At 63.7% G+C, this 25,511-nt stretch carries 15 protein-coding genes; 9 read left to right on the forward strand and 6 right to left on the reverse strand.

The features are described 5' to 3' along the window. Positions 1–170: 170 nt before the first annotated feature. The 4 genes from CIT40_RS27370 to CIT40_RS27385 all read right to left on the reverse strand — a co-directional run bounded on the left by CIT40_RS27370 (position 171) and on the right by CIT40_RS27385 (position 5,908). Positions 171–1,709 carry a SpoVR family protein gene (locus CIT40_RS27370; RefSeq protein WP_094893745.1) on the reverse strand — a complete coding sequence of 513 codons (1,539 nt, stop codon included), beginning with the start codon at positions 1,707–1,709 and terminating at the stop codon, positions 171–173. Beyond that, on the reverse strand, positions 1,706–2,983 hold the full coding sequence (locus CIT40_RS27375) for a YeaH/YhbH family protein (protein WP_193550935.1): 1,278 nt from the start codon (positions 2,981–2,983) through the stop codon (positions 1,706–1,708). The genes CIT40_RS27370 and CIT40_RS27375 overlap by 4 nt, the downstream gene beginning before the upstream one ends. Before the next feature lie 30 nt (positions 2,984–3,013). After that, complete coding sequence (locus tag CIT40_RS27380) at positions 3,014–4,957, reverse strand: PrkA family serine protein kinase (RefSeq protein WP_094893743.1); 1,944 nt, start codon at positions 4,955–4,957, stop codon at positions 3,014–3,016. A gap of 297 nt (positions 4,958–5,254) precedes the next feature. Continuing rightward, positions 5,255–5,908 (reverse strand): STM3941 family protein, encoded by a 654-nt coding sequence (locus tag CIT40_RS27385; protein WP_094893742.1) that lies wholly within the window; start codon positions 5,906–5,908, stop codon positions 5,255–5,257. A 304-nt stretch (positions 5,909–6,212) separates the two neighbouring features. Between CIT40_RS27385 and CIT40_RS27390 the strand changes: the two genes are divergently transcribed. The 6 genes from CIT40_RS27390 to CIT40_RS27415 are packed head-to-tail and all read left to right on the forward strand — an operon-like array spanning position 6,213 to position 13,723. After that, a complete protein-coding gene (locus CIT40_RS27390; RefSeq protein WP_094893741.1) occupies positions 6,213–9,062 on the forward strand; it encodes a bifunctional transaldolase/phosoglucose isomerase in 2,850 nt (949 codons plus the stop codon). Between the two features lie 13 nt (positions 9,063–9,075). Then, on the forward strand, positions 9,076–10,077 hold the full coding sequence (gene gnd / locus CIT40_RS27395; RefSeq protein WP_094893740.1) for a phosphogluconate dehydrogenase (NAD(+)-dependent, decarboxylating): 1,002 nt from the start codon (positions 9,076–9,078) through the stop codon (positions 10,075–10,077). Between the two features lie 27 nt (positions 10,078–10,104). Continuing rightward, entirely contained in the window at positions 10,105–11,616 is a 1,512-nt protein-coding gene (gene zwf / locus CIT40_RS27400) for a glucose-6-phosphate dehydrogenase (RefSeq protein ID WP_094893739.1), read from the forward strand. After that, a complete protein-coding gene (gene pgl, locus CIT40_RS27405; protein ID WP_162307701.1) occupies positions 11,616–12,365 on the forward strand; it encodes a 6-phosphogluconolactonase in 750 nt (249 codons plus the stop codon). The genes zwf and pgl overlap by 1 nt, the downstream gene beginning before the upstream one ends. Then, positions 12,352–12,897 (forward strand): gluconokinase, encoded by a 546-nt coding sequence (locus CIT40_RS27410; RefSeq protein ID WP_094893737.1) that lies wholly within the window; start codon positions 12,352–12,354, stop codon positions 12,895–12,897. The genes pgl and CIT40_RS27410 overlap by 14 nt, the downstream gene beginning before the upstream one ends. A 10-nt stretch (positions 12,898–12,907) precedes the next feature. Further along, the gene (locus tag CIT40_RS27415) at positions 12,908–13,723 is read left to right on the forward strand and encodes an HAD family hydrolase (RefSeq protein WP_094893736.1); all 816 of its coding nucleotides are present in this window, start codon (positions 12,908–12,910) and stop codon (positions 13,721–13,723) included. 406 nt (positions 13,724–14,129) lie between these two features. Here the strand turns inward: CIT40_RS27415 and CIT40_RS27420 are convergent, their stop codons facing one another. Both CIT40_RS27420 and malQ read right to left on the reverse strand, forming a co-directional pair. Beyond that, positions 14,130–15,929, reverse strand: a complete 1,800-nt coding sequence (locus CIT40_RS27420; RefSeq protein ID WP_094893735.1) for a glycoside hydrolase family 15 protein — start codon at positions 15,927–15,929, stop codon at positions 14,130–14,132. Positions 15,930–15,960: 31 nt separating this feature from the next. Beyond that, entirely contained in the window at positions 15,961–17,922 is a 1,962-nt protein-coding gene (malQ, locus tag CIT40_RS27425) for a 4-alpha-glucanotransferase (protein ID WP_094893734.1), read from the reverse strand. Between the two features lie 204 nt (positions 17,923–18,126). Between malQ and CIT40_RS27430 the strand changes: the two genes are divergently transcribed. Genes CIT40_RS27430 through glgB form a run of 3 tightly spaced genes read left to right on the forward strand, consistent with a single transcriptional unit; the run spans position 18,127 to position 25,509 of the window. Next, positions 18,127–20,073 (forward strand): maltotransferase domain-containing protein, encoded by a 1,947-nt coding sequence (locus CIT40_RS27430; protein WP_094893733.1) that lies wholly within the window; start codon positions 18,127–18,129, stop codon positions 20,071–20,073. Positions 20,074–20,084: 11 nt separating this feature from the next. Next, the gene (gene treS, locus CIT40_RS27435; protein WP_094893732.1) at positions 20,085–23,378 is read left to right on the forward strand and encodes a maltose alpha-D-glucosyltransferase; all 3,294 of its coding nucleotides are present in this window, start codon (positions 20,085–20,087) and stop codon (positions 23,376–23,378) included. Further along, positions 23,371–25,509, forward strand: a complete 2,139-nt coding sequence (gene glgB / locus CIT40_RS27440; protein WP_094893731.1) for a 1,4-alpha-glucan branching protein GlgB — start codon at positions 23,371–23,373, stop codon at positions 25,507–25,509. Before treS ends, glgB begins: the two co-directional genes overlap by 8 nt. Positions 25,510–25,511: the final 2 nt, after the last annotated feature.

Consider the following 25,511-nt stretch of genomic DNA (forward strand, 5'->3'; position numbering starts at 1 on the left):
CAAGCGCCTCGTCCTTCGAGACGACCGCTTCGCGGTCTCCTCAGGATGAGGCTGATCAGCGTCTCAGTATGAAGCTGCAGCCACACACTCCGTCCTCATCCTGAGGGCCCGCCAGAGGCGGGCGTCTCGAAGGATGGGCCGCGTGGGCGAGCTAGTCATGCGTCGGCACCTCACGCCACCGCCGCCGGAATCGGGCGCGGGCTCACGACGTATTCGCGCAGCACCTTGTTGTTGGAATCGACCTCGATCAGCGCAACGTCGTAGGTCCAGAGATCGGCCAGATGCTGCAGCACGCGCTTGGCGTCGGTTTCGTTGAGCTGCGCGCCCTTGATGACGTGGTGGTGCAGGATCAGGCGACGGTCGCCGGAGAGATCGACGTCGACCACCTCGATGTTGGCGTCGATGTAGCCGACATCGTGCTGCCGCGCGAGTTCGCGCCGCACGCGGCGGAAGCCGCGCTCGTCGTGAATGGCATCGACACGGATGCCGGCACGCTCCTCGGGATCGTCGTGCAGATGGAACATGCGGAGCTGCCGCATCAATTTGGGGCTCAGGAACTGGCCGATAAAGCTTTCGTCGCGGTAGTTGGCCCAGACGTCGCGCAGCACACCCATCACGTCGTTTTTGCCGGCGATGTCGGGGAACCATTCGCGGTCCTCGTCTTCCGGACTGGTGACGATGCGTTCGATGTCCTGCATCATCGCGAAGCCGAGCGCATAGGGATTGAAGCCGGAGAAGCGCGGATCGTCGAACTCCGGCTGGAACACTACGTTGGTGTGCGACCCCAGGAATTCGAGGAAATTGCCGTCGCTGATGCGACCCTGCTGGTGCAGCTGGGTCATGATGCGATAGTGGACGTAGGTCGCCGTCCCCTCGTTCATCACCTTGGTCTGGCTCTGCGGGTAGAAATATTGCGCGATGTGGCGGACGATGCGCAGCAACTCGCGTTGCCAGGGCGCCAGCCGCGGCGCGCTCTTCTCCAGGAAGTAGAGCAGGTTTTCCTGCGGCAGGCCGAGCAGCTTGCGGCGCCGTTCGAGCGAGATCGCGGAGCGGGTCTTCGAGGCGCCCTTGGGCACGGTGCGCCAGAGGTCGTTGAAGACCTCCTCCTCGTGCTGACGGCGACGCCCTGCCCGCTTCTCCTCCTCGCGCAGATCGAGCTTTTTCTTGCCGGGATAGCGATCGATGCCGTGCGACATCAGCGCATGCGCGGCATCCAGCGTGCGCTCGACCTCGATGCGGCCGTAACGCTCCTCGCATTGCATGACGTAGTTCTTGGCGAAATCCAGATAGTCCAGAATGCCGTCGGCATCGGTCCACTGCTTGAACAGATAATTGTTCTTGAAGAAGTGGTTGTGGCCGAAGGCAGCGTGCGCGATCACCAGCGTCTGCATCGTCGCCGTGTTCTCCTCCATCAGATAGGAGATGCAGGGCGAGGAGTTGATCACGATCTCATAGGCGAGGCCCATCAGGCCCTTGCGATAGGACGCTTCATGGTACGCGAACTGCTTGCCAAAGGACCAGTGCTTGTAGAACAGCGGCATGCCGACGGAGGAGTAGGCATCCAGCATCTGTTCGGCGGTGATGACCTCGATCTGGTTCGGATAGACGTCGAGCCCGAGGTCCTTCAGCGCCACCACTTCGCAGGCATCGGTGATGCGCTGCAAGGTGTGGAAATCCCAATCGGCGCCTTCGAACAATCGTTCCGTCATGGAGCGGCTTTCTCCTGTACCGTTTCGCGGCGCTGGAACAGATCGTGGAACACCGGAAAGATCTCGCTGCGCTCGCTGACCTTGCGCATCGAGAGCGGTGCGCCCGAGTTGCGCAGGCGCTCATAGAGGGTCCAGAGCGAGGAGTCGGAGAGATCGAAGGCACTGCCACCGGATTCCCCGACCTCGAGATAGGCAAAGAACTGGCAGACCGGCAGGATCTTGTCGGTCAGCAACATGCTGGTGAGTTCGCCGTCGGAATAGGAATTGTCGCCGTCGGAGGCCTGCGCGGCGTAGATGTTCCAGTCCGACGGGTTGAAGCGCTCGCGCACGATCTCGTGCATCGCCTGCAGCGCGCTGGAGACCAGCGTGCCGCCGGAAGCCGGGCCATAGAAGAAGGTCTGCTCGTCCACTTCCTCGGCGCGGTCGGTGTGGCGGATGAAGACGATGTCGACGTGCTTGTAGCGGCGTTTCAGGAACACGTAGAGCAGCATGTAGAAGCGCTTGGCGAGATCCTTCATGTGCTCGGACATCGAGCCGGAGACGTCCATCAGGCAGAACATCACAGCCTGCGCCACCGGCTTCGGCACCGTCTCGAAGCGGCGATAGCGGATGTCGAGCGGATCGATGAAGGGAATGCGCTTGGTCTTCGCCTTCAGCTTTTCGAGCTGGGCGAGAAGCACCAGACGTTCATCCTCGTCCGTGCAGGCGCCGATCGCGGCTTCGAGCTCCTCGATCTCTTCCTTGCTGGGACGCTTGAGCGCGATGCGACGCGCCATCGCGCGCCGCACCGTCCGGCCCACCGAAATATTGGCGGGCGAGCCCGACGTGGTGTAGCCCGCGCGCTGGATGCCCTCGCTTTCGGTTTGCGCGATCTTGCGCTTGGCCAGATCCGGCAATTCGAGATCGTCGAGGAAGAGGTCGACGAACTCGTCGCGGGAGAGCACGAAGCGGAAGGCGTCCTCGCTGTCGCCTTCGCCCGGGCCGGAATCCTTGGCGCTGCCCTGGCCGGAGCGTTGCAGATAGTCGCCCTCGATGAACTTCTTGTTGCCGGGCAGCACCATGTCGCGCGTTCCGCCTTCGCGGCGGAAACGCGGCTCGTGCATGCCGTCGAGGGGGATCGTGACTTCCCCTCCCTCCAGGACGTCCTTGATGTCGCGTTCCTGCGAGGTCTTCTTGACGGCGCCCTGCACCAGGGATTTGGCCCGACGCAAGAACCGCTGGCGGTTCTCAAGACTCTTGCCGCCCGGATTCAGGCGCCTGTCAATAATGTGAATGGGCACTTGACCATCCGCCTCCCATTCGCCTCAACCGGCCTGCTTCACGCGCATGTACCATTCGACGAGCCGGCGAACCTGACGCTCGGTGTAGCCGCGCTCCACCATGCGTGCGACGAACTCGCCGTGCTTCTTCTCCGTCTCGCCGTCCTTCTTCGACCCGAAGGAGATGACCGGAAGCAGGTCCTCGACTTGCGAGAATATCCTCTTTTCGATCACGTCGCGAATCTTCTCGTAGGAGGTCCAGGTCGGATTTTTGCCACCGTTCTGGGCGCGCGACCGTAACGAGAATTTGACGACCTCGTTGCGGAAGTCCTTGGGGTTGGCGATGCCCGCCGGCTTCTCGATTTTCGTCAGCTCCTGGTTCAAAAGCTCGCGATCGAGCAGCTGGCCGGTGTCGGGATCCTTGAAGTCCTGGTCCTCGATCCATGCGTCGGCATAGTCGACGTAGCGGTCGAACAGATTCTGGCCGTAATCCGAGTAGGATTCCAGATAGGCCTTCTGGATCTCGTTGCCGATGAACTCGGCGTAACGCGGCGCCAGATCCGCCTTGATGAATTCGAGGTAGCGCTTCTCGACCTCCTCCGGCAGCTGCTCGCGCTTGATCGACTGCTCCAGCGCGTACATCAGATGCACGGCGTCGGCGGCAACCTCCTGCGGATCGTGGTTGAAGGTGGCGGCCAGGATCTTGAAGGCAAAGCGGGTGGAGACCCCGTCCATGCCCTCGTCGACGCCGGCGGCATCACGATACTCCTGGACGCTGCGCGCCTTCGGATCGGATTCCTTCAGGCTTTCGCCGTCGTAAACCCGCATCTTGGCGAACACCGTGGAATTCTCGTGCTTGCGCAGCCGCGACATCACCGAGAACCGCGCCAACGTCTCCAGCGTCGAGGGCGCGCAGGGCGCGGCCGCGAGCTCGGAGCCCTGGATCAGCTTCTCGTAGATCTTCTGCTCCTCCGTGATCCGCAGGCAGTAAGGCACCTTGATCACGCAGATGCGGTCGATGAAGGCTTCGTTGTTCTTGTTGGCCTTGAAGCTCGACCACTCCGCTTCGTTGGAGTGCGCGAGGATCACGCCGGTGAAGGGAATGGCTCCGATATTCTCGGTGCCGATGTAGTTGCCTTCCTGCGTCGCGGTCAGCAGCGGGTGCAGCATCTTGATCGGCGCCTTGAACATCTCGACGAACTCGAGCACGCCCTGGTTGGCGCGATTGAGGCCGCCGGAATAGCTGTAGGCGTCGGGATCGTTCTGCGCGTAGGTCTCGAGCTTGCGGATGTCGACCTTGCCGACCAGCGAGGAGATGTCCTGGTTGTTCTCGTCACCGGGCTCGGTCTTGGCGATCGCGATCTGGCGCAGCCGCGACGGCTGGATCTTGGCGACGCGAAACTGGGAAATGTCGCCGCCAAAGGCCTCCAGTCGCTTGTAGCACCACGGGCTCATCAGACCGGTGAGACGACGGCGCGGAATGCCGTATTTCTCTTCCAGCATCGGCCCCAACTGATCGGGATCGAACAGGCTGAGCGGGCTCTCGAACACCGGCGAGAGCTCGTCGCCGGCCTTGAGCACGTAGACCGGATGCACTTCCATCAGCGACTTCAGCCGCTCGGCCAGCGAGGACTTGCCGCCGCCGACCGGGCCGAGCAGATAGAGGATCTGCTTGCGCTCTTCGAGGCCCTGCGCCGCATGACGGAAGAAACCGACGATGCGCTCGATGGTCTCTTCCATGCCGTAGAAGCCGGCGAAGGCCGGATAGGTACGGATCGTGCGGTTCAAAAAAATACGGCCAAGGCGTGGGTCCTTGGCCGTGTCAATCGTCTGGGGCTCGCCGATCGCCGCTAGTAATCGTTCGGCCGCGTTCGCGTATTTCATGGGATCGCTTCGACACGATTCCAGGTATTCCGCCATCGACATGTCGTGCTGGCTTCTCGCCTCGAACGACCGAGCGAAAGCGTTGAATAGAGAATCGTTGTACATGATCCCTCTCCGCGTGAGTTCCGCTACAAGCTGAAACGAAAGCAGTTACCGGACCGTTCCTCAGGCCGTTTCGAATCAGCGTGAGCACATGACGATCATTGGACACCCGGGTGCCGACACGACGCAACGCACAACGTAGGCACTCGCTGAGTTACGAACAGGCACCTGCCCGAATTTTGTGCGAATCTCTGTCTATATTGGCTCATTTCCAGAAAATGTCACTCGGTCGCAACATCCGGGCCTTACCGGGGATGAGACCATCCGGCGTTGCAGCATAGCGATCTGCGAACGGCGATCTTATGACGCTTGTACGGCGAAGCCTTGAGCGCCACCCTGGGTGCCGCGTTCATCTTCCTGCTGCAATGCGGCGCGCGGAGTGCTGGCGGCGTGAAAGTCGCGGCAAGCGCGCAGCAATGTATCAAAATCGGTCGCCAGGCCCTCCGACGGGATCACGATGCGATCGTTTCGCGCGCAACGGGCCAAATCGGGGACGCCGCGGAGCTGCCGCCGCAAGGCCGGCGTCGGCGTCAGCACGATCATGTTGTGGCCGCGGCTTTCCTCGACCGAAATCTCCGCAATCGAATCCCACGGCAGAAATTGATTGCCGATGCGGAGATCGCGGATGCCGTAGGGGGTAACGACCACCACTGCTCCCCGTTCGGCGGGGAGCATCCAGATCAGCCAACAGGTGACCAGGCCGAACAGTGCGACGCCGGCGTAGCCAAGCGTCGTGTCGTATTCGCCGAAACCGTCCCACCAGTCGAAGGCGAGGCTCGCGCTGAGCAGGGTCATCGCAAAGCCCGCCGCGACCAGCAGCCGCAACTGCGCCACGCATCGACTGATTTCAAGATCGCGGGATGCGTCGATGCCCGCGGCCGATTGCTGGCTGTCGGCGGCGGCAAACGCCAGACCTTCAGGATGTGCGTGCATGCTTGTCCCCAGCATGGCCATTCGCGACCGAGCCACGATGAACCAGACGGACCGGAATCCGCTGGTGGCACTCCACGCAGCCACTAGCTGACGACGAAGCGGCCGACGTTACGCAACCAGACCTGGCCGCACCTTCGGCCAATGACTTTTTACGCAACAACCGCTACTGCCGCATGGATCGCCATGATCGCGGCGGAGTTACACTGGAGGGTATGACGCCTGTACCCTTGATTGGTTCCCTCAGTTGCGCATGTAAGCTAGAGGATAGCGCGTCAGGACCGGCGCGGAAACCCCTCGCCCGCAGGCTTGGAGATAAATAAGCATCATGAATCCCGTCAAAGAACTGGAAAAGCACGGACAAGCCGTCTGGCTGGACTTCCTGGCCCGTGGCTTCATCGCCAAGGGCGACCTGAAGCGGCTGATCGAGACCGACGGCGTCAAGGGGGTCACCTCCAACCCCTCGATCTTCGAGAAGGCGATCGGCAGCTCGGACGAATATGACGCCCCGATCGGCAAGGCGCTGAAGCGCGGCGACCGGACCGTGGCCGATTTGTTCGAGGCCGTCGCGGTCGAGGACATCCAGAACGCGGCCGACGTGCTGCGCCCGGTCTATGACCGCCTCAAGGGCGGCGACGGCTATGTCAGCCTGGAAGTCTCGCCCTATCTGGCGCTCGACACGCCCGGCACCGTCACCGAGGCGCGGCGGCTCTGGAAGAGCGTCGATCGCAAGAACCTGATGGTGAAGGTGCCGGCGACGCCCGAGGGCCTGCCGGCGATCGAAGAGCTGATCGGCGACGGCATCAGCATCAACATCACATTGCTGTTCTCCAAGGCGGTCTACCTCCAGGTGGCGGAAGCCTACATCGCCGGCCTCGAAAAATACGTCGCCGGCGGCAGCGATCCCTCGCATGTCGCGAGCGTGGCCAGCTTCTTCGTCAGCCGCATCGACTCCGTGGTCGACAAGCAGCTCGACGACAAGATCGCCCGCGCCAACGATCCGTCCGAGAAGGAGCGGCTGGCCGCGCTCAAGGGCAAGGTCGCGATCGCCAACGCCAAGGTTGCCTACCAGGACTACAAGCGCCTGTTCTCGGGGCCGCGCTGGGACAAGCTCGCCGCCAAGGGCGCCAAGCCGCAGCGAATGCTGTGGGCCTCGACCGGCACCAAGAACAAGGATTACAGCGACGTCCTTTATGTCGAAGAATTGATCGGTCCCGACACCGTCAACACCGTGCCGCCGGCGACGCTGGATGCGTTCCGCGACCACGGCAAGCCGCGCGACAGCCTGGAGGAGAACGTCGAGGACGCCTACCGCGTACTGGAAGAGCTGGAGCGTTCCGGCGTCTCGCTCGATGCCATCACCGAAGAGCTGGTCAAGGACGGCGTCAAGCAGTTTGCCGACGCCGCCGACAAGCTCTACGGCGCGGTTGCTCACAAGCGCGCGACTGTGCTCGGGGCTGCGATCGACCGCCAGCAGCTTTCGCTCGGCGACGGGCTCGGCAAGGCGGTTGCCAAGAGCACCGAGGAATGGCGTGCCTCCGCCAAGATCCGCAGGCTGTGGCAGCGCGACAAATCGGTCTGGACCGGCGCGGACGAGGACAAATGGCTCGGCTGGCTCGACAGCGCGGCGAAAGCCGACGTCGCCGACTACGAGGACTACGCAAACCGGGTGAAGGGCCAGAAGTTCTCCGATGCCGTCGTGCTCGGCATGGGCGGATCGAGCCTCGGGCCGGAGGTGCTGGCCGAGACTTTTGGGAAAAAGGTCGGCTTCCCGAAGCTGCATGTGCTCGACTCCACCGACCCGGCGCAGGTGCGGGCGATGGAGGCGAAGATCGACATCGCCAACACCGTGTTCATCGTCTCCAGCAAGTCCGGCGGCACCACCGAGCCGAATGCGATGAAGGACTATTTCCATGAGCGCGTTGCGCAAGCGCTCGGCCCGAAGGCGAAGACCGGCTTCCGCTTCATCGCGGTGACCGATCCCGGCTCATCGCTGGAGAAGGCCGCGAAGAAACTGAACTATGCCCGCATCTTTCATGGCGAGCCCTCGATCGGCGGACGCTATTCCGTGCTGTCGCCGTTCGGCCTCGTGCCGGCGGCAACCGCCGGCATCGACGTCAAGACCTTCGTCAAGCATGCGCTCTCCATGGCGCGCTCCTGCGGACCGGACGTGCCGCCCAGCGAAAACCCGGGCGTGCAGCTAGGCCTCGCCATTGGCCTTGCCGGCCTCGAAGGCCGCGACAAGGTGACGATCCTGACCTCGAAAAAGATCGCCGATTTCGGCGCCTGGGCCGAACAGCTCATTGCGGAATCGACCGGCAAGGAAGGCAAGGGCCTGATCCCGATCGAGGGCGAGTCGCTGGGCGATCCCTCCGTTTACGGCAACGACCGGTTCTTCATCGACATCCGCGTCGAGGGCGAAGCCGACGCCGCCCATGATTCCAAGCTCGCCGCAGTCGAAGCGGCCGGCCACCCCGTAGTGCGCATCGTGATGAAGTCGATCGACCATCTCGGCCAGGAGTTCTTCCGCTTCGAGATGGCGACGGCGGTGGCAGGCTCGATCCTCGGCATCAACCCGTTCGACCAGCCGGACGTGGAAGCCGCCAAGATCAAGACCCGCGAGCTCACCGCGTCGTTCGAGAAGACCGGCAAATTGCCGGAAGAGCAGCCGGTGGTCGTTACCGACGAGGCCGATCTCTACACCGACGAGGCCAACGCGACGGCGCTGCGCGCCGCCGGCGCCAATGGCGACCTCACCTCCTGGCTGAAGGCGCATCTATCGCGCTCCAGCCACGGCGACTACGTCGCCCTGCTCGGCTATATCGCGCGGGACAAGGCAACCATCGACGCACTCCAGGCCATGCGGCTCGAAGTGCGCGAGAAGCGGCAGGTCGCGACCTGTGCCGAGTTCGGCCCGCGCTTCCTGCACTCTACCGGCCAGGCCTACAAGGGCGGACCCGATAGCGGTGTGTTCCTTCAAATCACCGCTGACGATGCCAAGGATCTCGCCGTGCCCGGCCAGAAAGCCTCCTTCGGCGTGATCAAGGCGGCGCAGGCACGCGGCGATTTCGACGTGCTCACCGAACGCGGCCGGCGTGCACTGCGCGTGCACCTCAAGGGCGGTCTCAAAAAGGGGCTCGCGGCACTCAATGCGGCGCTCAACGACGCGCTGAACTAAGGGAATATTGCTGATGCAACTCGGTATGATCGGCCTCGGCCGAATGGGCGGCAACATCGTTCGCCGCCTGATGCGCCACGGACATTCGACCGTGGTCTATGACAAGGACGCCAAGGCCGTCGCTGGCCTTGCCGCAGACGGCGCGGTCGGCTCGGCGACGCTGGAAGACTTCATCTCGAAACTCGAGCGGCCGCGCACGGCCTGGGTGATGCTGCCGGCGGGGCACATCACCGAGACCACGATCAATACGATTGCGGGCGTGATGCAGGACGGCGACGTCATCATCGACGGCGGCAACACCTTCTGGCAGGACGACGTCCGCCGCGGTAAGGCGCTGAAAGAACGCGGCATCCACTATGTCGACGTCGGCACCTCCGGCGGCGTCTGGGGCCTCGACCGCGGCTATTGCATGATGATCGGCGGCGAGAAGCAGGTGGTCGACCGGCTCGACCCGATCTTCGCCGCGCTCGCGCCCGGCGCCGGCGACATTCCGCGCACCGAAGGACGCGAGGGCCGCGATCCCCGCATCGAGCAGGGTTACATCCATGCCGGTCCCGTCGGCGCCGGCCACTTCGTCAAGATGATCCATAACGGCATCGAATACGGCCTGATGCAGGCCTATGCCGAGGGCTTCGACATCCTCAAGAACGCCAACATCGAGGCCCTGCCAGCGGATCATCGCTACGATCTGGATCTTGCCGACATCGCCGAAGTGTGGCGGCGCGGCAGCGTGATCCCGTCCTGGCTGCTCGACCTGACATCGACGGCGCTCGCCGACAGCCCGCAGCTTGCGGAATATTCCGGCTTCGTCGAGGATTCCGGCGAGGGACGCTGGACCGTCAACGCCGCGATCGACGAGGCCGTGCCGGCCGAAGTTCTGACAGCCGCGCTGTACACACGTTTCCGTTCCCGCCGGGAACACACCTTCGCCGAAAAAATTCTCTCCGCAATGCGCGCGGGTTTTGGCGGCCACAAGGAGCCGAAGCAGCCGGGCGCCGCGAAGCCCAAACAGTAAGCGTCCCCAAGCGAAGGCCGACAATTCGTGACAAAAGACCCGCAAGCCAAGCGCAAGCCGGAAAATTGCGCCTTCGTCATCTTTGGCGTGACCGGCGACCTCACCCATCGCCTCGTGATGCCGTCGCTCTACAATCTCGCCGCCGAGAACCTGTTGCCGGAAAAATTCTGCGTCGTCGGCGTGGCCCGCAAGGGCCAATCGGATGACCAGCTGCGCGACAGCCTGATGAAAGGCCTACGCGAGTTTGCGACAAGGCCGGTCGACGACGACATCGCCAAACAGCTGCTGCAATGCGTCACCTTCGTCGAGGCCGATCCGAAGGACCCGCCCTCGTTCGACCGCTTGCGCGAGCATCTGGACTCGCTGGAGTGTTCGCAAGGCACCGGCGGCAACCGCCTGTTCTATCTCGCAACCCCGCCCGCCGCGTTTGCGCCGACCGCGCGCGAGCTCGGCCGCACCGGCATGATGAAGGAGAACGGCGCCTGGCGGCGGCTCGTGATCGAAAAGCCGTTCGGCACCGACCTCGCCTCGGCGCGCGCGCTGAATGCCGAGCTGCTGAAGATCATGGACGAGCACCAGATCTACCGGATCGATCATTATCTCGGCAAGGAGACGGTGCAGAACATCCTGGTGCTGCGCTTTGCCAACGGCATGTTCGAGCCGATCTGGAATCGCAACCACATCGACCACATCCAGATCACGGTGGAGGAGAAGCTCGGCGTCGGCCATCGCGGCGGCTTCTACGATTCCACCGGCGCGCTGCGCGACATGGTGCCGAACCATCTGTTCCAGCTGATGTCGCTGGTCGCGATGGAGCCGCCGGCGCGCTTCGACGCCCATTCCGTGCGCTCCGAGAAGGCCGACGTGCTCAACTCGATCCAGCAGCCGAGCCGGGAGGAAGCGCTGAAGAATTCGGTGCGCGCGCAATATCTCGCAGGCCGCATCGGTGACGACGAGATCACGGACTATCGCAAGACCGAGGATGTCAAGCCCGACAGCACCACCGAGACTTTCGTCGCGCTGAAGCTGATGATCGACAATTGGCGCTGGGCCGGCGTGCCCTTTTACCTGCGCACCGGCAAGGCACTCGGCCACAAGCGGACTGAAGTCGCGATCAAGTTCAAGCAGGCGCCACTGTCGATGTTTTCAGGCACCGACATCGACCGCCTCTCGCAAAACTTTCTGACCATCGGCATCGCCCCGACCGAGACCATCGAACTGCAATTCAACGCCAAGATTCCGGGACCGAGCATCACCATCGACGGCGTCGAGATGAAGTTCCGCTATGGCGATTATTTCCGGGCGGATCCCTCGACCGGCTACGAGACGCTGATCTACGACTGCATGATCGGCGACAACATCCTGTTCCAGCGCGCCGACGGCATCGAGGCCGGGTGGCAGGCGGTGCAACCGTTCCTGGACGCCTGGAAAAGCGCCGGCAACGACGGCATCGAGACCTATGAAGCCGGCAGCGACGGCCCGAAATGCGCCGACGAGCTGCTGCGGCGGGACGGGCGAAGCTGGCGGAAGTATTCGTGATGGCAACGGCCGAACAGCCGAAGCTGATCGTTGCGGCTGATGCCGAAGCGCTGGCGCAGGCGGCGGCCGAGCGCGTGATGGCGCGGATCGCGGCAAATGCGGGCCGCATCGCGATCTGCCTTACCGGCGGCTCCAGCCCGAAGAAGCTCTACCAATTGCTCGGCGGCGCGCCCTGGCGCGGCAAGATCCCATGGGACCGCGTGCACTGGTTCATCGGGGACGAACGTTTCGTGCCTGACAGCGATCCCCTCAACAACATGGCGGTCGCGCGCGCGACGTTTCTCGATGGCAATGCGCCCGCCGGCCATATCCACCCGATCCCGACCACGGCCGACAATCCGGACCGAAGCGCCGAGGCCTATGCCCTCGAGTTGCAGGCTTTCTACGGTTCTGAAAGCCTCGATCCAGCGCGGCCGCTGTTCGACCTGGTCCTGATGGGCGCCGGCCCCGACGGCCACACCGCCTCGCTCTTCCCGGGCTTCCCCGCAATCGAGGAGACCGAACGCTGGGTCGTGGGCGTGCCCAAGGCCAATGTCGCGCCCTTCGTACCGCGGGTCTCGCTCACCCTGCCCGCTTTGGCGTCCTGCCGCGAAATGCTGTTCGAGATCGCCGGACACGACAAGCAGGCGATCTTGACGCGCCTCTTCAATGGCGAGACTCTGCCCGCATTACGCGCGCGCTCGAATGGTGAGACCGTTTGGCTGGTCGACAGGGCCGCGCTTCCGGAGGGAATTCGTGGGCCGCGTTGAAGCACCTTGTGCATTGATCGTGATGGGCGTGTCGGGTTCGGGCAAGAGCACGGTCGCGGAAGCACTTGGCGAGCGGCTTGGCTGGCGCTTCGAGGACGGCGACAGCTTCCATCCTGCCAGCAATGTCGAGAAGATGCGGGCCGGCCATCCCCTCACCGACGAGGACCGCTGGCCCTGGCTCAACGCCATCGCCGACGAGATCGCGCGGGTTTGCAACGAAGGCGGGCACATCATCATCGCCTGCTCGGCGCTGAAGCACACCTATCGCGACGTCTTGCTGCGCGGACGTGACGACGTCCGGTTTGTCTTCCTGAAGGGCACCAAGGAGCTGATCGCCGAGCGGCTCGCGCACCGCAAGGGCCATTTCATGCCGCCCGGGCTTCTGACCAGCCAGTTCGACACGCTGGAGCCGCCGGAAGCGGGCGAGCACGTCATCACCGTCTCGATCGACGAAACCGTCGAAGCGATCGTGGACGGCGTGATACGGCAGTTGAAGCCAAGCGGGGCGAAGCGCCGAGACCTGGAAACCTGAAGGTTCTGTCATGACGCAAATCTCACTGGTCGTCTCCGACGTCGATGGCACGCTGCTGACCAAGGACAAGACGCTGACGGACCGGGCGCGAGGCGCGGTGCAGCGGCTGCACAAGGCCGGTATCGGCTTCACCATCACCTCCAGCCGTCCCGCGATCGGCATGCGCTTCCTGATCGAGCCGTTGGCGCTGTGGCTGCCCGTCGGCCCGTTCAACGGCTCCTCGATCGTCGATCCCGAGATGAACCCGGTCGAGCAGCACCTGATCCCCGCCGGCGCGGCCGAGCGGTCTCTGCAGATTCTCCGGGACTTCGGCGCCGACATCTGGCTGTTCACTTACGACAAATGGCTGATCGATAACCCCGGCGGCAAGTACGTTCCCCATGAGCAGCACACGATCCGGTCGGAGCCGACCATCGTGACGGACTTTTCTCCTTACCTGTCGAGCGCCTGCAAGATCGTCGGCGCCAGCGCCGATGCGGCAGGCCTGGAGGCTTGCGAGAAGGCGATGCAGGAGGCACTGGGCAGCGAGGCCACCGCGGTGCGCTCGCAGACCTATTATCTCGACATCACCCCGCCCGGCTTCAACAAGGGCACCTTCGTCGAGGCGATGGCCAAGCGCCTGGGCATTGCGACCGGCGCTGTCGCCACCATCGGCGACATGCAGAACGACCTCGCGATGTTCGCCGTCAGCGGCGTCTCGATCGCCATGGGCAATGCCACCGACAACGTCAAGGACCAGGCGACGCACGTCACGGCGAGCAACGAGCAGGATGGATTTGCCGAGGCGATGGAGATGATCTTGAAGCGGAATGGGGTGTGTAGCTAGTGTCAGCTGACCTTGAGTCCGTTATTCGAGCCGCGGCCTTGCTTTATCTCTCCCGCTGCGGGAGAGGTCGCCACGGAGCGGCGGGTGAGGGCTCTCTCCTCTGGGGGTTCTCGCCCAGCGAAAACACCCACCCCCGGCCCTCCCTCTCAAGTGCAGGGGAATCGCATATAAGAAACCGTGGCGGGACTCTCGCCCGTAGCCATCCTTCGAGACGCCCGCCTCTGGCGGTCCCTCAGGATGACGGCGGAGTATGCAGCGGCCATTTTCCGCGGACCAACTGTAACTCAGCCTCATCCTGAGGGACCGCGAAGCGGTCGTCTCGAAGGACGAGGCGCTTGCTCAGGCCCCATCCGAAAGTCATATGCGATTCCTTGCGCGAGCGGGGAAGGGAGTGAACCTCCACTCCTCACTTCGACCGCTGCATCGCCGGCTTCTCGCTCTTCTGTCTCGCCGCCGACAAATTTTGCGCCGTGTTGATCAGGGCAATGTGTGTCAGCGCCTGCGGGAAATTGCCGGTCTGGCGACGTTCGACAGTATCGTATTCCTCGGCCAGCAGCCCGACGTCGTTCGCGACGGCGGCGACGCGGTCGAGCAGAACCTGCGCCTTGTCGAGATCACCCGCCAGCACATGGGCGTCGGCGAGCCACAGCGTGCAAGCCAGGAACGCCCCTTCGAGCGGTGGCTGCCCTGCAGGCAGCTCGCGCGGATCATGGCGCAGCACGAAACCGTCCCGCGTCGAACGTTTCTCCATCGCGGTGATGGTGCCGCGGATGCGCGGATCGTCTGCAGGCAGGAAGCCGACCGCCGGCAGCAGCAGCACGCTGGCATCGAGCAGCTTGGAGCCGTAGGACTCGACGAAGGCATTCTCCTCCGTGTCAAATCCCCTGTTGCAGACGTCTCGATGAATGGCATCGCGCAGCGCGCGCCAATGCAGAAGCGGCGCCTTGAAACCGAACGTCTCGGCGCTCTTGATGCCGCGGTCGAAGGCGACCCAGGTCATCACCTTGGAGAAGACGTAGTGCCGGGGCTGGCCGCGCCGCTCCCAGATGCCGTGGTCTGGCTGGTCCCAGACTTCGGCGAGATGCTGGAGCACCGCGCATTCGAGCGCCCAGGTTTCTTCGTTCAGCTTCAGCTTGGCCATGCGCGACTGGTGGAAGGCGTCGATCAACTCGCCATAGACGTCGAGCTGAAGCTGCGCATGCGCGGCATTGCCGACGCGCACCGGCTGCGCGCCCTCATAGCCGTCAAGCCAGCCCGCCTCCCATTCCAAAAGGCGCCGCTGGCCCCAGATCCCGTACATGATCTGCATGTTCGACGGCGAACCGGCCGCTGCGCGCAAGAGCCAGTTATGCCAGGCCAAGGCTTCCTCGGTGTAGCCCGAGTTCATCAGCGCCAGCAGCGTGAAGGTGGCGTCGCGCAGCCAGCAGAAGCGATAATCCCAATTCCTGCTGCCGCCGAGTTTTTCCGGCAGTGAGGTGGTCGGCGCCGCAACGATCCCGCCGGTGGGGGCGAAGGTCAGCGCCTTCAGCGTGATCAGCGAGCGCATGACGAGGTCGCGATAGTCGCCGTCGCGCGTGCTACGGCTGCACCACTCCTGCCAGAATTTTTCGGTTTCCTGGAGCGCGATCTCCGGATCGATCGGCGCGGGCGGATCGAGATGCGAGGGACCGTAGGTCAGCACGAACGGCACGGTGTCGCCGGCCCTGACCTCGAAGTCGGACACCGTGGTCAGGTCCTCGCCGCGGGTTTTGACCGGCGTGCGCAGCACGGTCATGTCCTGGCCGGCGATCGCCAGCAAAGAATGGTCGATTCGCCGCACCCAGGGAATGTCCACGCCGAAGCCGAAGCGGATCACGAGCTCCATCCGCATCTTCACCGTGCCGGTGACGCCGCGCACCAGACGCACGATGTCCGACGCCTTGCCGCGCGGCGGCATGAAGTCGATCAGCGCGACGGTGCCGCTCTTCGTTTCAAACCGCGTTTCGAGGATGAGGGTATCGCCGAGATAGCGGCGCGAAATTGTCGTGACGTCGTCGCCAGGCGCGATCAGCCAGCGACCATTCTTGTGGGTGCCTAGGATGGCGGCAAAGCAGGCGTCGGAATCGAAGGCCGGCCAGCACAGCCAATCGATCGAGCCGTCGCGTCCGACCAGCGCCGCGGTCTCGCAATCGCCGATCAGCGCATAGTCTTCAATTTTTTGGGTCAATGTCTTTCGAGCCTGGAAGGTCCCCGCCCAATCAACTCCCGCCATTCAGCGAACGTTCCCGCGTCGCCGCTCGCAAGGCCGTGAGGTCGACCTTCGAGGCGATCTGGTCGAGCGCGACGGGAAGTCGCTGGCGCCAGTTCGGATGCTCATCGATCGTGCCGGGGATGTTGGGCTGGTCGAGCACGCCGAGCAGATCCTCCATCGACACCGCCAATAGCCGCGACGGCGTGCGCGACAGGAAGGCGAGCACCGAATAGAGGTCGTTGGCGGTAATGCCGTTCTGACCCAGGATCTCGTCGAGCATGCCGAGCGCATCCCAGCGGTCCTGCTCGTTCTCACCGGGATCGAGCCCGAGCGAGCGCTTCACCCTGAGATCGCTGAAGGAGCGCCAGCCCGCATAGGTGCAGAGATCGTGCGTGTTCAGCGTCACCAGCGCGTTCGGCCTGTAGAAGTCGGCGCTGCGGAAATGTCCGGCATCGTCACGCTCGAACATCATGACGAGATAGGACCAGATGCCGAAATCCTGCATGGTTTCGCGGAAACCTTCCGGCACGGTGCCGAGATCTTCGCCGATCACGATGCACTTATGCGCCGCGCTCTCGCGCGCGATGGCTCCGAGCAGCGCCTCGAACGGCATCTGCACATAGGCGCCGTTGTCGGGCTTGAAGCCGCGCGGCACCAGATAGAGCCGCTTCAGCCCGAGGACATGATCAATCCGGATGGCGCCGGCGTGGCGCATCGAGGCCGCCAGCATGTCGGCAAAGGGCACGAAGGACTGCGCTTCCAGGCCACCGGCATTGAAGCCGGCGAGACCCCAGTCCTGACCGGCTGTGTTGAGCACATCGGGCGGCGCGCCGACCGCGAGATGCCGCGAGATTGCGATCTGCTCGTTCCAGGCATCAAAGCCATTGGACTGCACGCCGACGGCGACGTCGAGATACAATCCGACCCGCATACCGAGCTGGCTGGCAAGCTCCTTGGCGGCGTGAAGCTGGCTATCTGCCGTCCATTGCACGAATTCGACGAACTCGACCTCACGCCTGTCGGGACCGTTGCGCAACTCCGCGCATTTGGCATCGTCCGGCTGCTGCCATTCCACCGGCCATTCCCACCACGGCGACGCGAAACGATGGCGCAGCGCCTCGAAGCAGGCAAAGCGGGACAGCAGCGGCGCGCGGTCGGCGCGGAATGCATCGAACTGATTGCGGCGGACGCCGCTCGCCTTCGTCACGAAAGCGTCAAAGGCGGCGCGCAAGGCCCGCCATTTCAGCGCCGCCATGTCGGCATAGGGGACCCGGTCGCCCTCGCGCAGCCTAGCGGCGGTCGCTGCTGCATCCGGCACGACGTCTGCCGAGAATTCGGGGATCGCCTCGACGTCGATATAGAGCGGGTTGAGAAACAGCCGGCTGTTCGGCGAATAGGGGCTGCAATCGGCCGGATGGTCGTCGAACAGGACGTGCAGCGGATTGAGCCCGACGCCGTCTGCCCCGAGCTGCTTGGCAAGCCGGACGAGACCGGCCAGATCGGTGAAATCTCCGATGCCCCAATTCCGATCGGAGCGAATGCTGTAGAGCTGCACGGCAAGCAGCCAGCCACGATCGAAATCACCCCCGAAGGCCCGCTCGGGCGCCACGATCATCGGGACTTCTTCCGAAGCACCTTCGGCGTCGGTCAACGTCAGCCGGTGATAGCCGAGCGGCAGGTCACTAGGCCATGCGATCACGGGCTCGCGCGTCTCGCCTTGCGCGATGACCTTCGCGTTGCCGGTGATTGTCCATTTGAGGGGCACCCGGCCGGTGGCCGCCAGTTCGGTGCGCGAATGCCTCAAGGCGCGCAGCACCACCGGTCCCTCGACAAAGCGGTAAACCCGCTTCTCCGGCAGGGCATCGAGGATGGATTTGAGCGCCACGGGGTCGGTGACCCGCAGCTTGCCGAGGGCGTCGACAAATTCGGATTGAACGCCCTTGATCCGGGCTTGAGCTAAAAGATCCATTCGGCACGCAGCTTGCAGGCCATTCTCTGGCCGGTGGCATTGATTTTAACGAGGTCGCGGAAGAGGTTAGTCAGGGGTAACTCGCAAGCCGCACCTGCCGTTCCCTCGGGAACCAATGACACACAAGCGGCTTTCTATAGTGGTATCAAGTGTAGGTTCCCGGCAAGGGAAACGGGCTCCTGCTTTCTTGTCAATGGCATCACCGTGAACAAGACAATTCAAACTGTCGAGAGCGCCGCTGCCGGCAGCGCTTTCCTCATCGAAGACATCTACCCCCTGATCGATAGCGGCCGCTTCGCCGTGAAACGGATCGCGGGCGAACGGGTCGAGGTCTGGGCCGACATCTATCGCGACGGCGACGCCGTGGTCGGAGCCGCGTTGATCTGGCGACAGGAGCAGAACCGGGAATGGCAGAGCGAGCCGATGATCCATCACGGCAATGACCGCTGGTCCGCCGCATTCACGCCGGTCGAGCCCGGCCAGTATGTCTACGCGATCGAGGCCTGGACCGACGAGTTCGCCACCTGGTCGCATGGTGTCGCGCGCAAGCAGCGCATGGGTGCTGATGTCAGCCTGGATGCGATCGAGGGTGCGGGGCTCCTGACCAAGGCGCATGGCGCGCCACAGGACGCCGCGACGTTCATCGTCAAACAATGCGAGGATTATCTTCAGACCGGCGATGTCGCCCCGCTGCTTGCGGCCGAACTCGGCAATGCCATGGCGGAGAGCCAATCCCGGCCTGACCTGACCCGCTCGCAACTTTTTCCGCTGACCGTCGACCGCGACAAAGCGCGCTTCGGCGCCTGGTATCAGATGATGCCGCGCAGCCAGAGCCAAGTCGCAGGTCAGCACGGCACGTTGCGCGACTGCATCGCCCGCGTACCTGACATCGCCGCGATGGGTTTCGACGTGCTCTATTTCACGCCGATCCACCCGATCGGCCGCACGCGGCGCAAAGGCCTCAACAATGCGCCGGTGGCGACCGAAGGCGGACCCGGCTCGCCCTATGCGATCGGCTCCCCAGAAGGCGGCCACGATGCGCTGCATCCCGAACTGGGCACCATCGAGGATTTCCGTGCGCTGGTCGCAACCTGCCTCGAATATGGCCTCGAGCTCGCGCTCGACTTCGCCGTGCAGTGCTCGCCGGACCATCCCTGGCTGACGCAGCATCCGGAATGGTTCAAATGGCGGCCGGACCGCTCGGTGCGGACGGCCGATGGCCTTTATTCGGACATCGTGATCCCCGATTTCGCATCGGTCGACCGGGCTGGACTGTGGAATGCATTTCGCGACGCCATGCTGTTCTGGATCGACCATGGTGTCACCATCTTCGCCATCGACAATCACGACACCGCGCCCTTCCCGTTCTGGGACTGGCTGATCCGCGACATCCGCCGACGGCATCCCGAGGTGATCCTGTTCTCGAAGACGTTTGCCCGGCCGAAACTGATGAAGGGCCTCGCCAAGCTCGGCTTTGCGCAGTCCTTCTCCTATTTCCCGTGGCGCACGACAAAATGGGAGCTGGAGCAATATCTCGGCGAGCTGACGCGCTATCCCGAGCGCGACTTCTATCGCCCGAACCTGTTCGTCAACACGCCCGACCTGCTGCCCTATCATCTCCAGAGCGGCGAAGCCTGGGCGTTCAAGTCGCGCGTTGCGCTGGCGGCGACGTTGTCGGGCAGTTACGGCATCTACAGCGGGTTCGAGCTGCTGGAACACGAAGCGATCCCTGGGCGCGAGGAGTATCTGGATTCAGAGAAATACCAGATCCGGCAACGCGACTGGGACCGGTCCGGCAACATCAAGTCCTACATCGCTGTGCTCAACCGCATCCGCAACGACAATGCCGCGCTCCAGCAAACGGCGAACTTGCGCTTTATCGGCATTGAAGACAGCGAGACGATCGCCTTCGTCAAGGAGGCGACCGATCTCGCCAACACCGTCGTGATCGTGATCGCTCTGTCGCGCCATGTGCGTGAATTCTGGCTGCCGCTCGGCGACGTCACCGTTGACGCGGGCGGTCAGCGGCACCATGTCACGACACTCGAAAACCTTCTCACCGGCGAACAGTCCCGCATCGAATGGGGCGGGATCAGGTTGCGTATCGATCCCGACCGCGATCCCGCGCTCCTGTTCCGCTGCCTGGCGTAAGGGTCCACGCCATGAATGTTCTGTCTTCCGTCGACACCAAGAAAGCCGAGGCTGCCGAGATCGTGGATGAGCTCTGGTACAAGGACGCCATCATCTACCAGCTCCACGTCAAGGCCTTCGCCGACAGCAACAATGACGGCATCGGCGATTTCGCCGGCCTGACCGAGAAGCTGCCCTATCTGCAGGAGCTCGGCGTCACCGCGCTGTGGCTGCTGCCGTTCTACCCCTCGCCCGGCCGCGACGACGGCTACGACATCGGCGACTACGGCTCGGTCAATCCCGATTTCGGGACGATGAAGGATTTCAAGCGCTTCATCCAGGAAGCGCAGAAGCGCGGCCTGCGCGTCATCACCGAGCTGGTCGTCAACCACACCTCGGACCAGCACAACTGGTTCAAGCGCGCGCGCCGCAGCCCCGCAGGCTCGAGCGCCCGCAACTGGTATGTCTGGAGCGACACCGACCAGAAATATCAGGGCACCCGTATCATCTTCACCGACACGGAGAAGTCGAACTGGACCTGGGATCACGAGGCCGGCGCGTTCTATTGGCACCGCTTCTTCTCGCACCAGCCGGACCTCAATTTCGACAATCCCCGCGTGGTCAGCGCGCTGATCCAGGTGATGAAGCGCTGGCTGGACGCCGGCGTCGACGGCTTCCGGCTGGACGCCATTCCCTATCTGTGCGAGCGCGAGGGCACCTCGAACGAGAATCTGCCCGAGACGCATGCCATCATCAAGCGCCTGCGCCAGGAGCTGGATTCCTACTCCAAGGGCAAGCTGCTGCTGGCCGAGGCCAACCAATGGCCGGAGGACGTGCAGGAATATTTCGGCCGTGGCGACGAATGCCACATGGCCTACCACTTCCCGCTGATGCCGCGCATCTACATGGCGATCGCGCAGGAGGACCGCTTCCCGATCACCGACATTCTGCGCCAGACGCCCGACATTCCCTCGAGCTGCCAATGGGCGCTGTTCCTGCGCAACCATGACGAGCTGACGCTGGAAATGGTCACCGACGTCGAGCGCGATTATCTCTGGACCACCTACGCCAACGACCCCCGCGCCCGCATCAATGTCGGCATCCGCCGGCGCCTCGCGCCACTGATGGACAATGACCGGCGCAAGATCGAGCTGATGAACTCGCTGTTGCTGTCCTTCCCGGGCACCCCGATCATCTATTACGGCGACGAGATCGGGATGGGCGACAACATCTATCTCGGCGACCGCAACGGCGTACGCACGCCGATGCAATGGAGCCCGGACCGCAACGGCGGCTTTTCGCGTTGCGACCCGGCGCGACTCTACGCACCGCTGATCATGGACCCGGTCTACGGCTATGAATCGGTGAACGTCGAGGCGCAGTCACGCAGCCTGTCGTCGCTGCTCAGCGCCACCAAGCGGCTGATCTCTGTGCGCAAGTCGACGCTCGCTTTCGGCCGCGGCACCATGACCTTCATCCGCCCGGCCAACCGCGCCGTGCTCGCCTATGTCCGGCAGTATCGCGACGAAGTGATCCTCTGCGTCGCCAATTTGTCGCGCGCAGCGCAGGCGACCGAGCTCGACCTGTCGCCCTGGAAGGACCGCATCCCCCAGGAGATGCTCGGCCGCACCCGCTTCCCCGCGATCGGCGAGCTGCCCTACATGATCACGCTGGGGCCCTACGGCTTCTACTGGTTCCAGCTTCAGGAGCGCGACAAGTCCGAGCCGGTGACGCCGCGCGCGGTGCCGGAGTTCGAGACGCTGGTGGTGCCGGTGAATTCCAACTGGGTGTCGCTCGCCCGCGAGCGCGGCGTGTTCGAGCGCGAGGTGCTGCCGGGATTCTTGTCGCGGACGCGGTGGTATCCCGAGCACGATCCCAAGCACATCAAGACCACACTGACCTCGGCGGTGCCGTTCTGCGACATCGGCGACAACAGGCCCTGGATCGCATTCTTCGAGTCGGCAGAGCAGGACGCCGCGTCACGCTACGTGCTGCCGATGCAGATCGAGTGGGTCCGCTTCGACCGCGAGCGCTTCAACCCGAGGGCTCTCGCCGCCGTGCGCCAGGGCGCGCGCGAGGGCACGCTGCTCGACGTTGCCACCGACCAGATCTTCATCGGCCTGTTCCTGCGCAATCTGTCGCAGAATCTGGTGGTGGAAGAGAACAATCTGCGGCTCGAATTCAAGGCGACCAGCCGCTTCACCGATTACACCATCAAGGAGCCCGAACGCATCCGCGCGATCGAGCAGGCGAACAGCACCGCGCTGGTCGACAACCAGTACGTCGCCAAGATCTACCGCCAGCTCGAAAGCGGCATCAACCCCGAGATCGAGATCGGCCAATATCTCACGGAGATCGCGCGCTTTGCCAATACGCCAGCACTGCTCGGCAGCGTCGAGCTGGTCGAGGGCGACCAGCGCAGCGCGCTCGGCGTGTTGCATGCCTATGTCGAGAACCAGGGCGACGGCTGGATCGTGACCACCGGCTATCTCGATCGCTATATCGACGAGCAGCGCGTGCTGTCGGCGGGCGAAGCCCCCCGCGAGACCCAGGAACAAGCGCCGTATTTACACTTCATCGCGCAGATCGGCAGGCGGCTCGCGGAGCTGCACGTTGCCCTCGCCGCGGCAAAGACCGACGATCTGGCCCCGGAGCCGATCGGCTCCGCGCACGTCAAGCGACTTGTGTCCGAGCTCAAGGCGCGGGCCGAGCGGGTTTTCGAACGGCTGGCCGACAGCCGCGACGGCCTGCGGGAGGCGCACCGGCCGTTGATCGACCGGCTCGCCGCCGTGCGCGCGTCCCTGCCTGATCACCTGAATGCGCTATTGCCTTCCGGGATCGGCGGGCTGAACATCCGTCATCATGGCGACTTCCGCCTCGGGCAGACCCTGATCGTGAAGGACGATATCTTCATCATCGACTTCGACGGCGATCCGCGCCTGCCGCTGGCCGACAAGCGGCGCAAGCTGCCTGCCGCGCGCGACGTCGCCGGCTTGATCCGCTCGATCGACCTTTCGGTCAGCGCGGCACTGAGCCGCGCACTCACCGGTGCCTCCGACGAGCAGGGCCGGATCACCGCCGCGCTCGACGAATGGCGCGAGCGGGCCGCCGCAACCTTCCTGTCCGCCTATCGCGAAGCCATGACCGACCGACGTCTGTGGCCGGAAGATCGGAAATCCGCGGAAGGCCTGTTAAGGTTTTTCCTGCTTGATCAAGCGTTCAATGAAGTAGAGTACGAGCTGTCCAACCGGCCTGAGGGGCTCCATGCGCCGCTGACCGGACTGCTTCGCATTCTGTCCAGCGCCGGGAGCGAAGCCCATGCCTAAACTACCTGCCGAGGCCTATGCGATCATCGAGGGCCGCCACTCCGACCCCTTCCACTATCTCGGGCTGCATCCCGAGGGCGATAAGAGCGTGGTGCGTGCCTTTCTCCCCGAGGCCTCGAATGTCGAGGCGCTCGGCGAGCATGGCGAAGTCGCGCCGCTCGACCGCGTGCATGATGCCGGGCTTTTCATCGGGGCCCTGCCCAACGGCTCGAAGCACTATCAGTTGCGTGCGAAATTCGCGGGCAATGTCGTCGAGTTCGAGGACGCCTACCGGTTTCCGCCGATCCTGACCGATTTCGACCTGTATCTGCTCGGCGAGGGCACCGATCAGCGCCTCTACGACAAGCTCGGGGCGCATCCGATGCGGCTCGAAGGCGTCGACGGTATCGGCTTCGTGGTGCTGGCGCCGAACGCACGGCGCGTGTCCGTGGTCGGAGATTTCAATTTCTGGGACGGGCGGCGCCATCCGATGCGGGTGCGCGGCGCCGGGTATTGGGAATTGTTCATTCCGCATGCCAAGGCGGGCGACCACTACAAGTTCGAGATCATCGGGCCGCATGGTCACCTGCTGCCGCTGAAATCCGATCCGCTGGCATTTGCGAGCGAGGTCCGTCCGAAGACGGCCTCCATCGTGTTCGACGAAGCGCATTTGCCACGGCCGCGCCCGGCGCCGGACGGCATCAACGCGCTGTCGGCGCCGATGTCGATCTACGAGATCCATCTCGGCTCGTGGCGGCGCAAGAACGGCGATGAATGGCTGACCTATCGCGAGCTTGCCGAACAGTTGCCGGCCTATGCGCGCGACATGGGCTTCACCCATCTCGAATTCCTGCCCGTGAGCGAGCATCCCTTCGACGGATCCTGGGGCTATCAGCCGACCGGCCTCTATGCCCCGACAAGCCGTTTCGGGACTCCTGAAGATTTCGCCGCTCTCGTCGATGCCTGCCACCGCGAAGGCGTCGGCGTGCTGCTCGACTGGGTGCCCGGTCACTTCCCCGACGATCCGCACGGGCTCGGCAGCTTCGACGGCACCGCCGTCTACGAGCACGCCAACCCGCTGCAGGGCCGCCACCTCGACTGGGGCACCTTGATCTACAATTACGGCCGCACCGAAGTGACGAACTTCCTGGTGTCGAATGCGCTATTCTGGCTGGAGCGCTATGCAATCGACGGCCTGCGCGTCGATGCGGTCGCCTCCATGCTCTATCTCGACTACAGCCGGCCGCCCGGCGCCTGGATCCCGAACCAGTATGGCGGCCGCGAAAACATCGAGGCGATCAACTTCCTGCGCCGCTTCAACACCGAGGTCTTCGCGCGCTTCCCGCAGGCGACCACGGCGGCCGAGGAGTCCACCGCCTGGCCGCAGGTCTCGCGCCCGGTCGAATTCGGCGGGCTCGGCTTCGGCTACAAGTGGAACATGGGCTGGATGCACGACACGCTGAACTACATCAGCAAGGATCCGATCCATCGCAAGCACCACCACGGCGACATCCTGTTCGGCCTGCACTACGCCTTCTCGGAAAATTTCATCCTGCCGCTCTCGCATGACGAGGTCGTGCACGGCAAGCGCTCGCTCCTCGGCCGCATGCCCGGCGACGAGTGGCAGCGCTTTGCGAATTTGCGCGCCTATTACAGCTTCATGTTCGGCCATCCCGGCAAGAAGCTTTTGTTCATGGGCGCGGAAATCGCCCAGAGCCGCGAATGGAATCACGACCAGTCGCTCGACTGGCACCTGCTCGAATACAAATATCATCAGGGCATCCAGTCGCTGATCCGGGACCTCAACCGGCTCTACCGCGCGGTGCCGGCGCTGCACCAGATGGACTGCGATCAGGCCGGCTTCGAATGGCTGATCACGGATGACGCCAACCGCAACGTGTTCGGCTGGCTGCGCAAGGGATTTGACGAGCAGGCGCGGTGTCTCGTCATCGTCAACTTTTCGCCGAACGTCTATCAGAACTACCGGGTTCGCGTGCCATTCGGCGACAAGTGGAAAGAGGTGCTCAACTCGGACTCCGCCCATTATGGCGGCAGCAATGTCGGCAATATCGGCGAAGTCCATGCCGAGGGCGGCGAGCTACGCCTCACCATTCCGCCGCTTGCCGCAATCTTCCTCGTTCCGGAAAGCTGACA

This window comes from Bradyrhizobium amphicarpaeae (genome assembly GCF_002266435.3).
Classification (GTDB): Bacteria; Pseudomonadota; Alphaproteobacteria; order Rhizobiales; family Xanthobacteraceae; genus Bradyrhizobium; species Bradyrhizobium amphicarpaeae.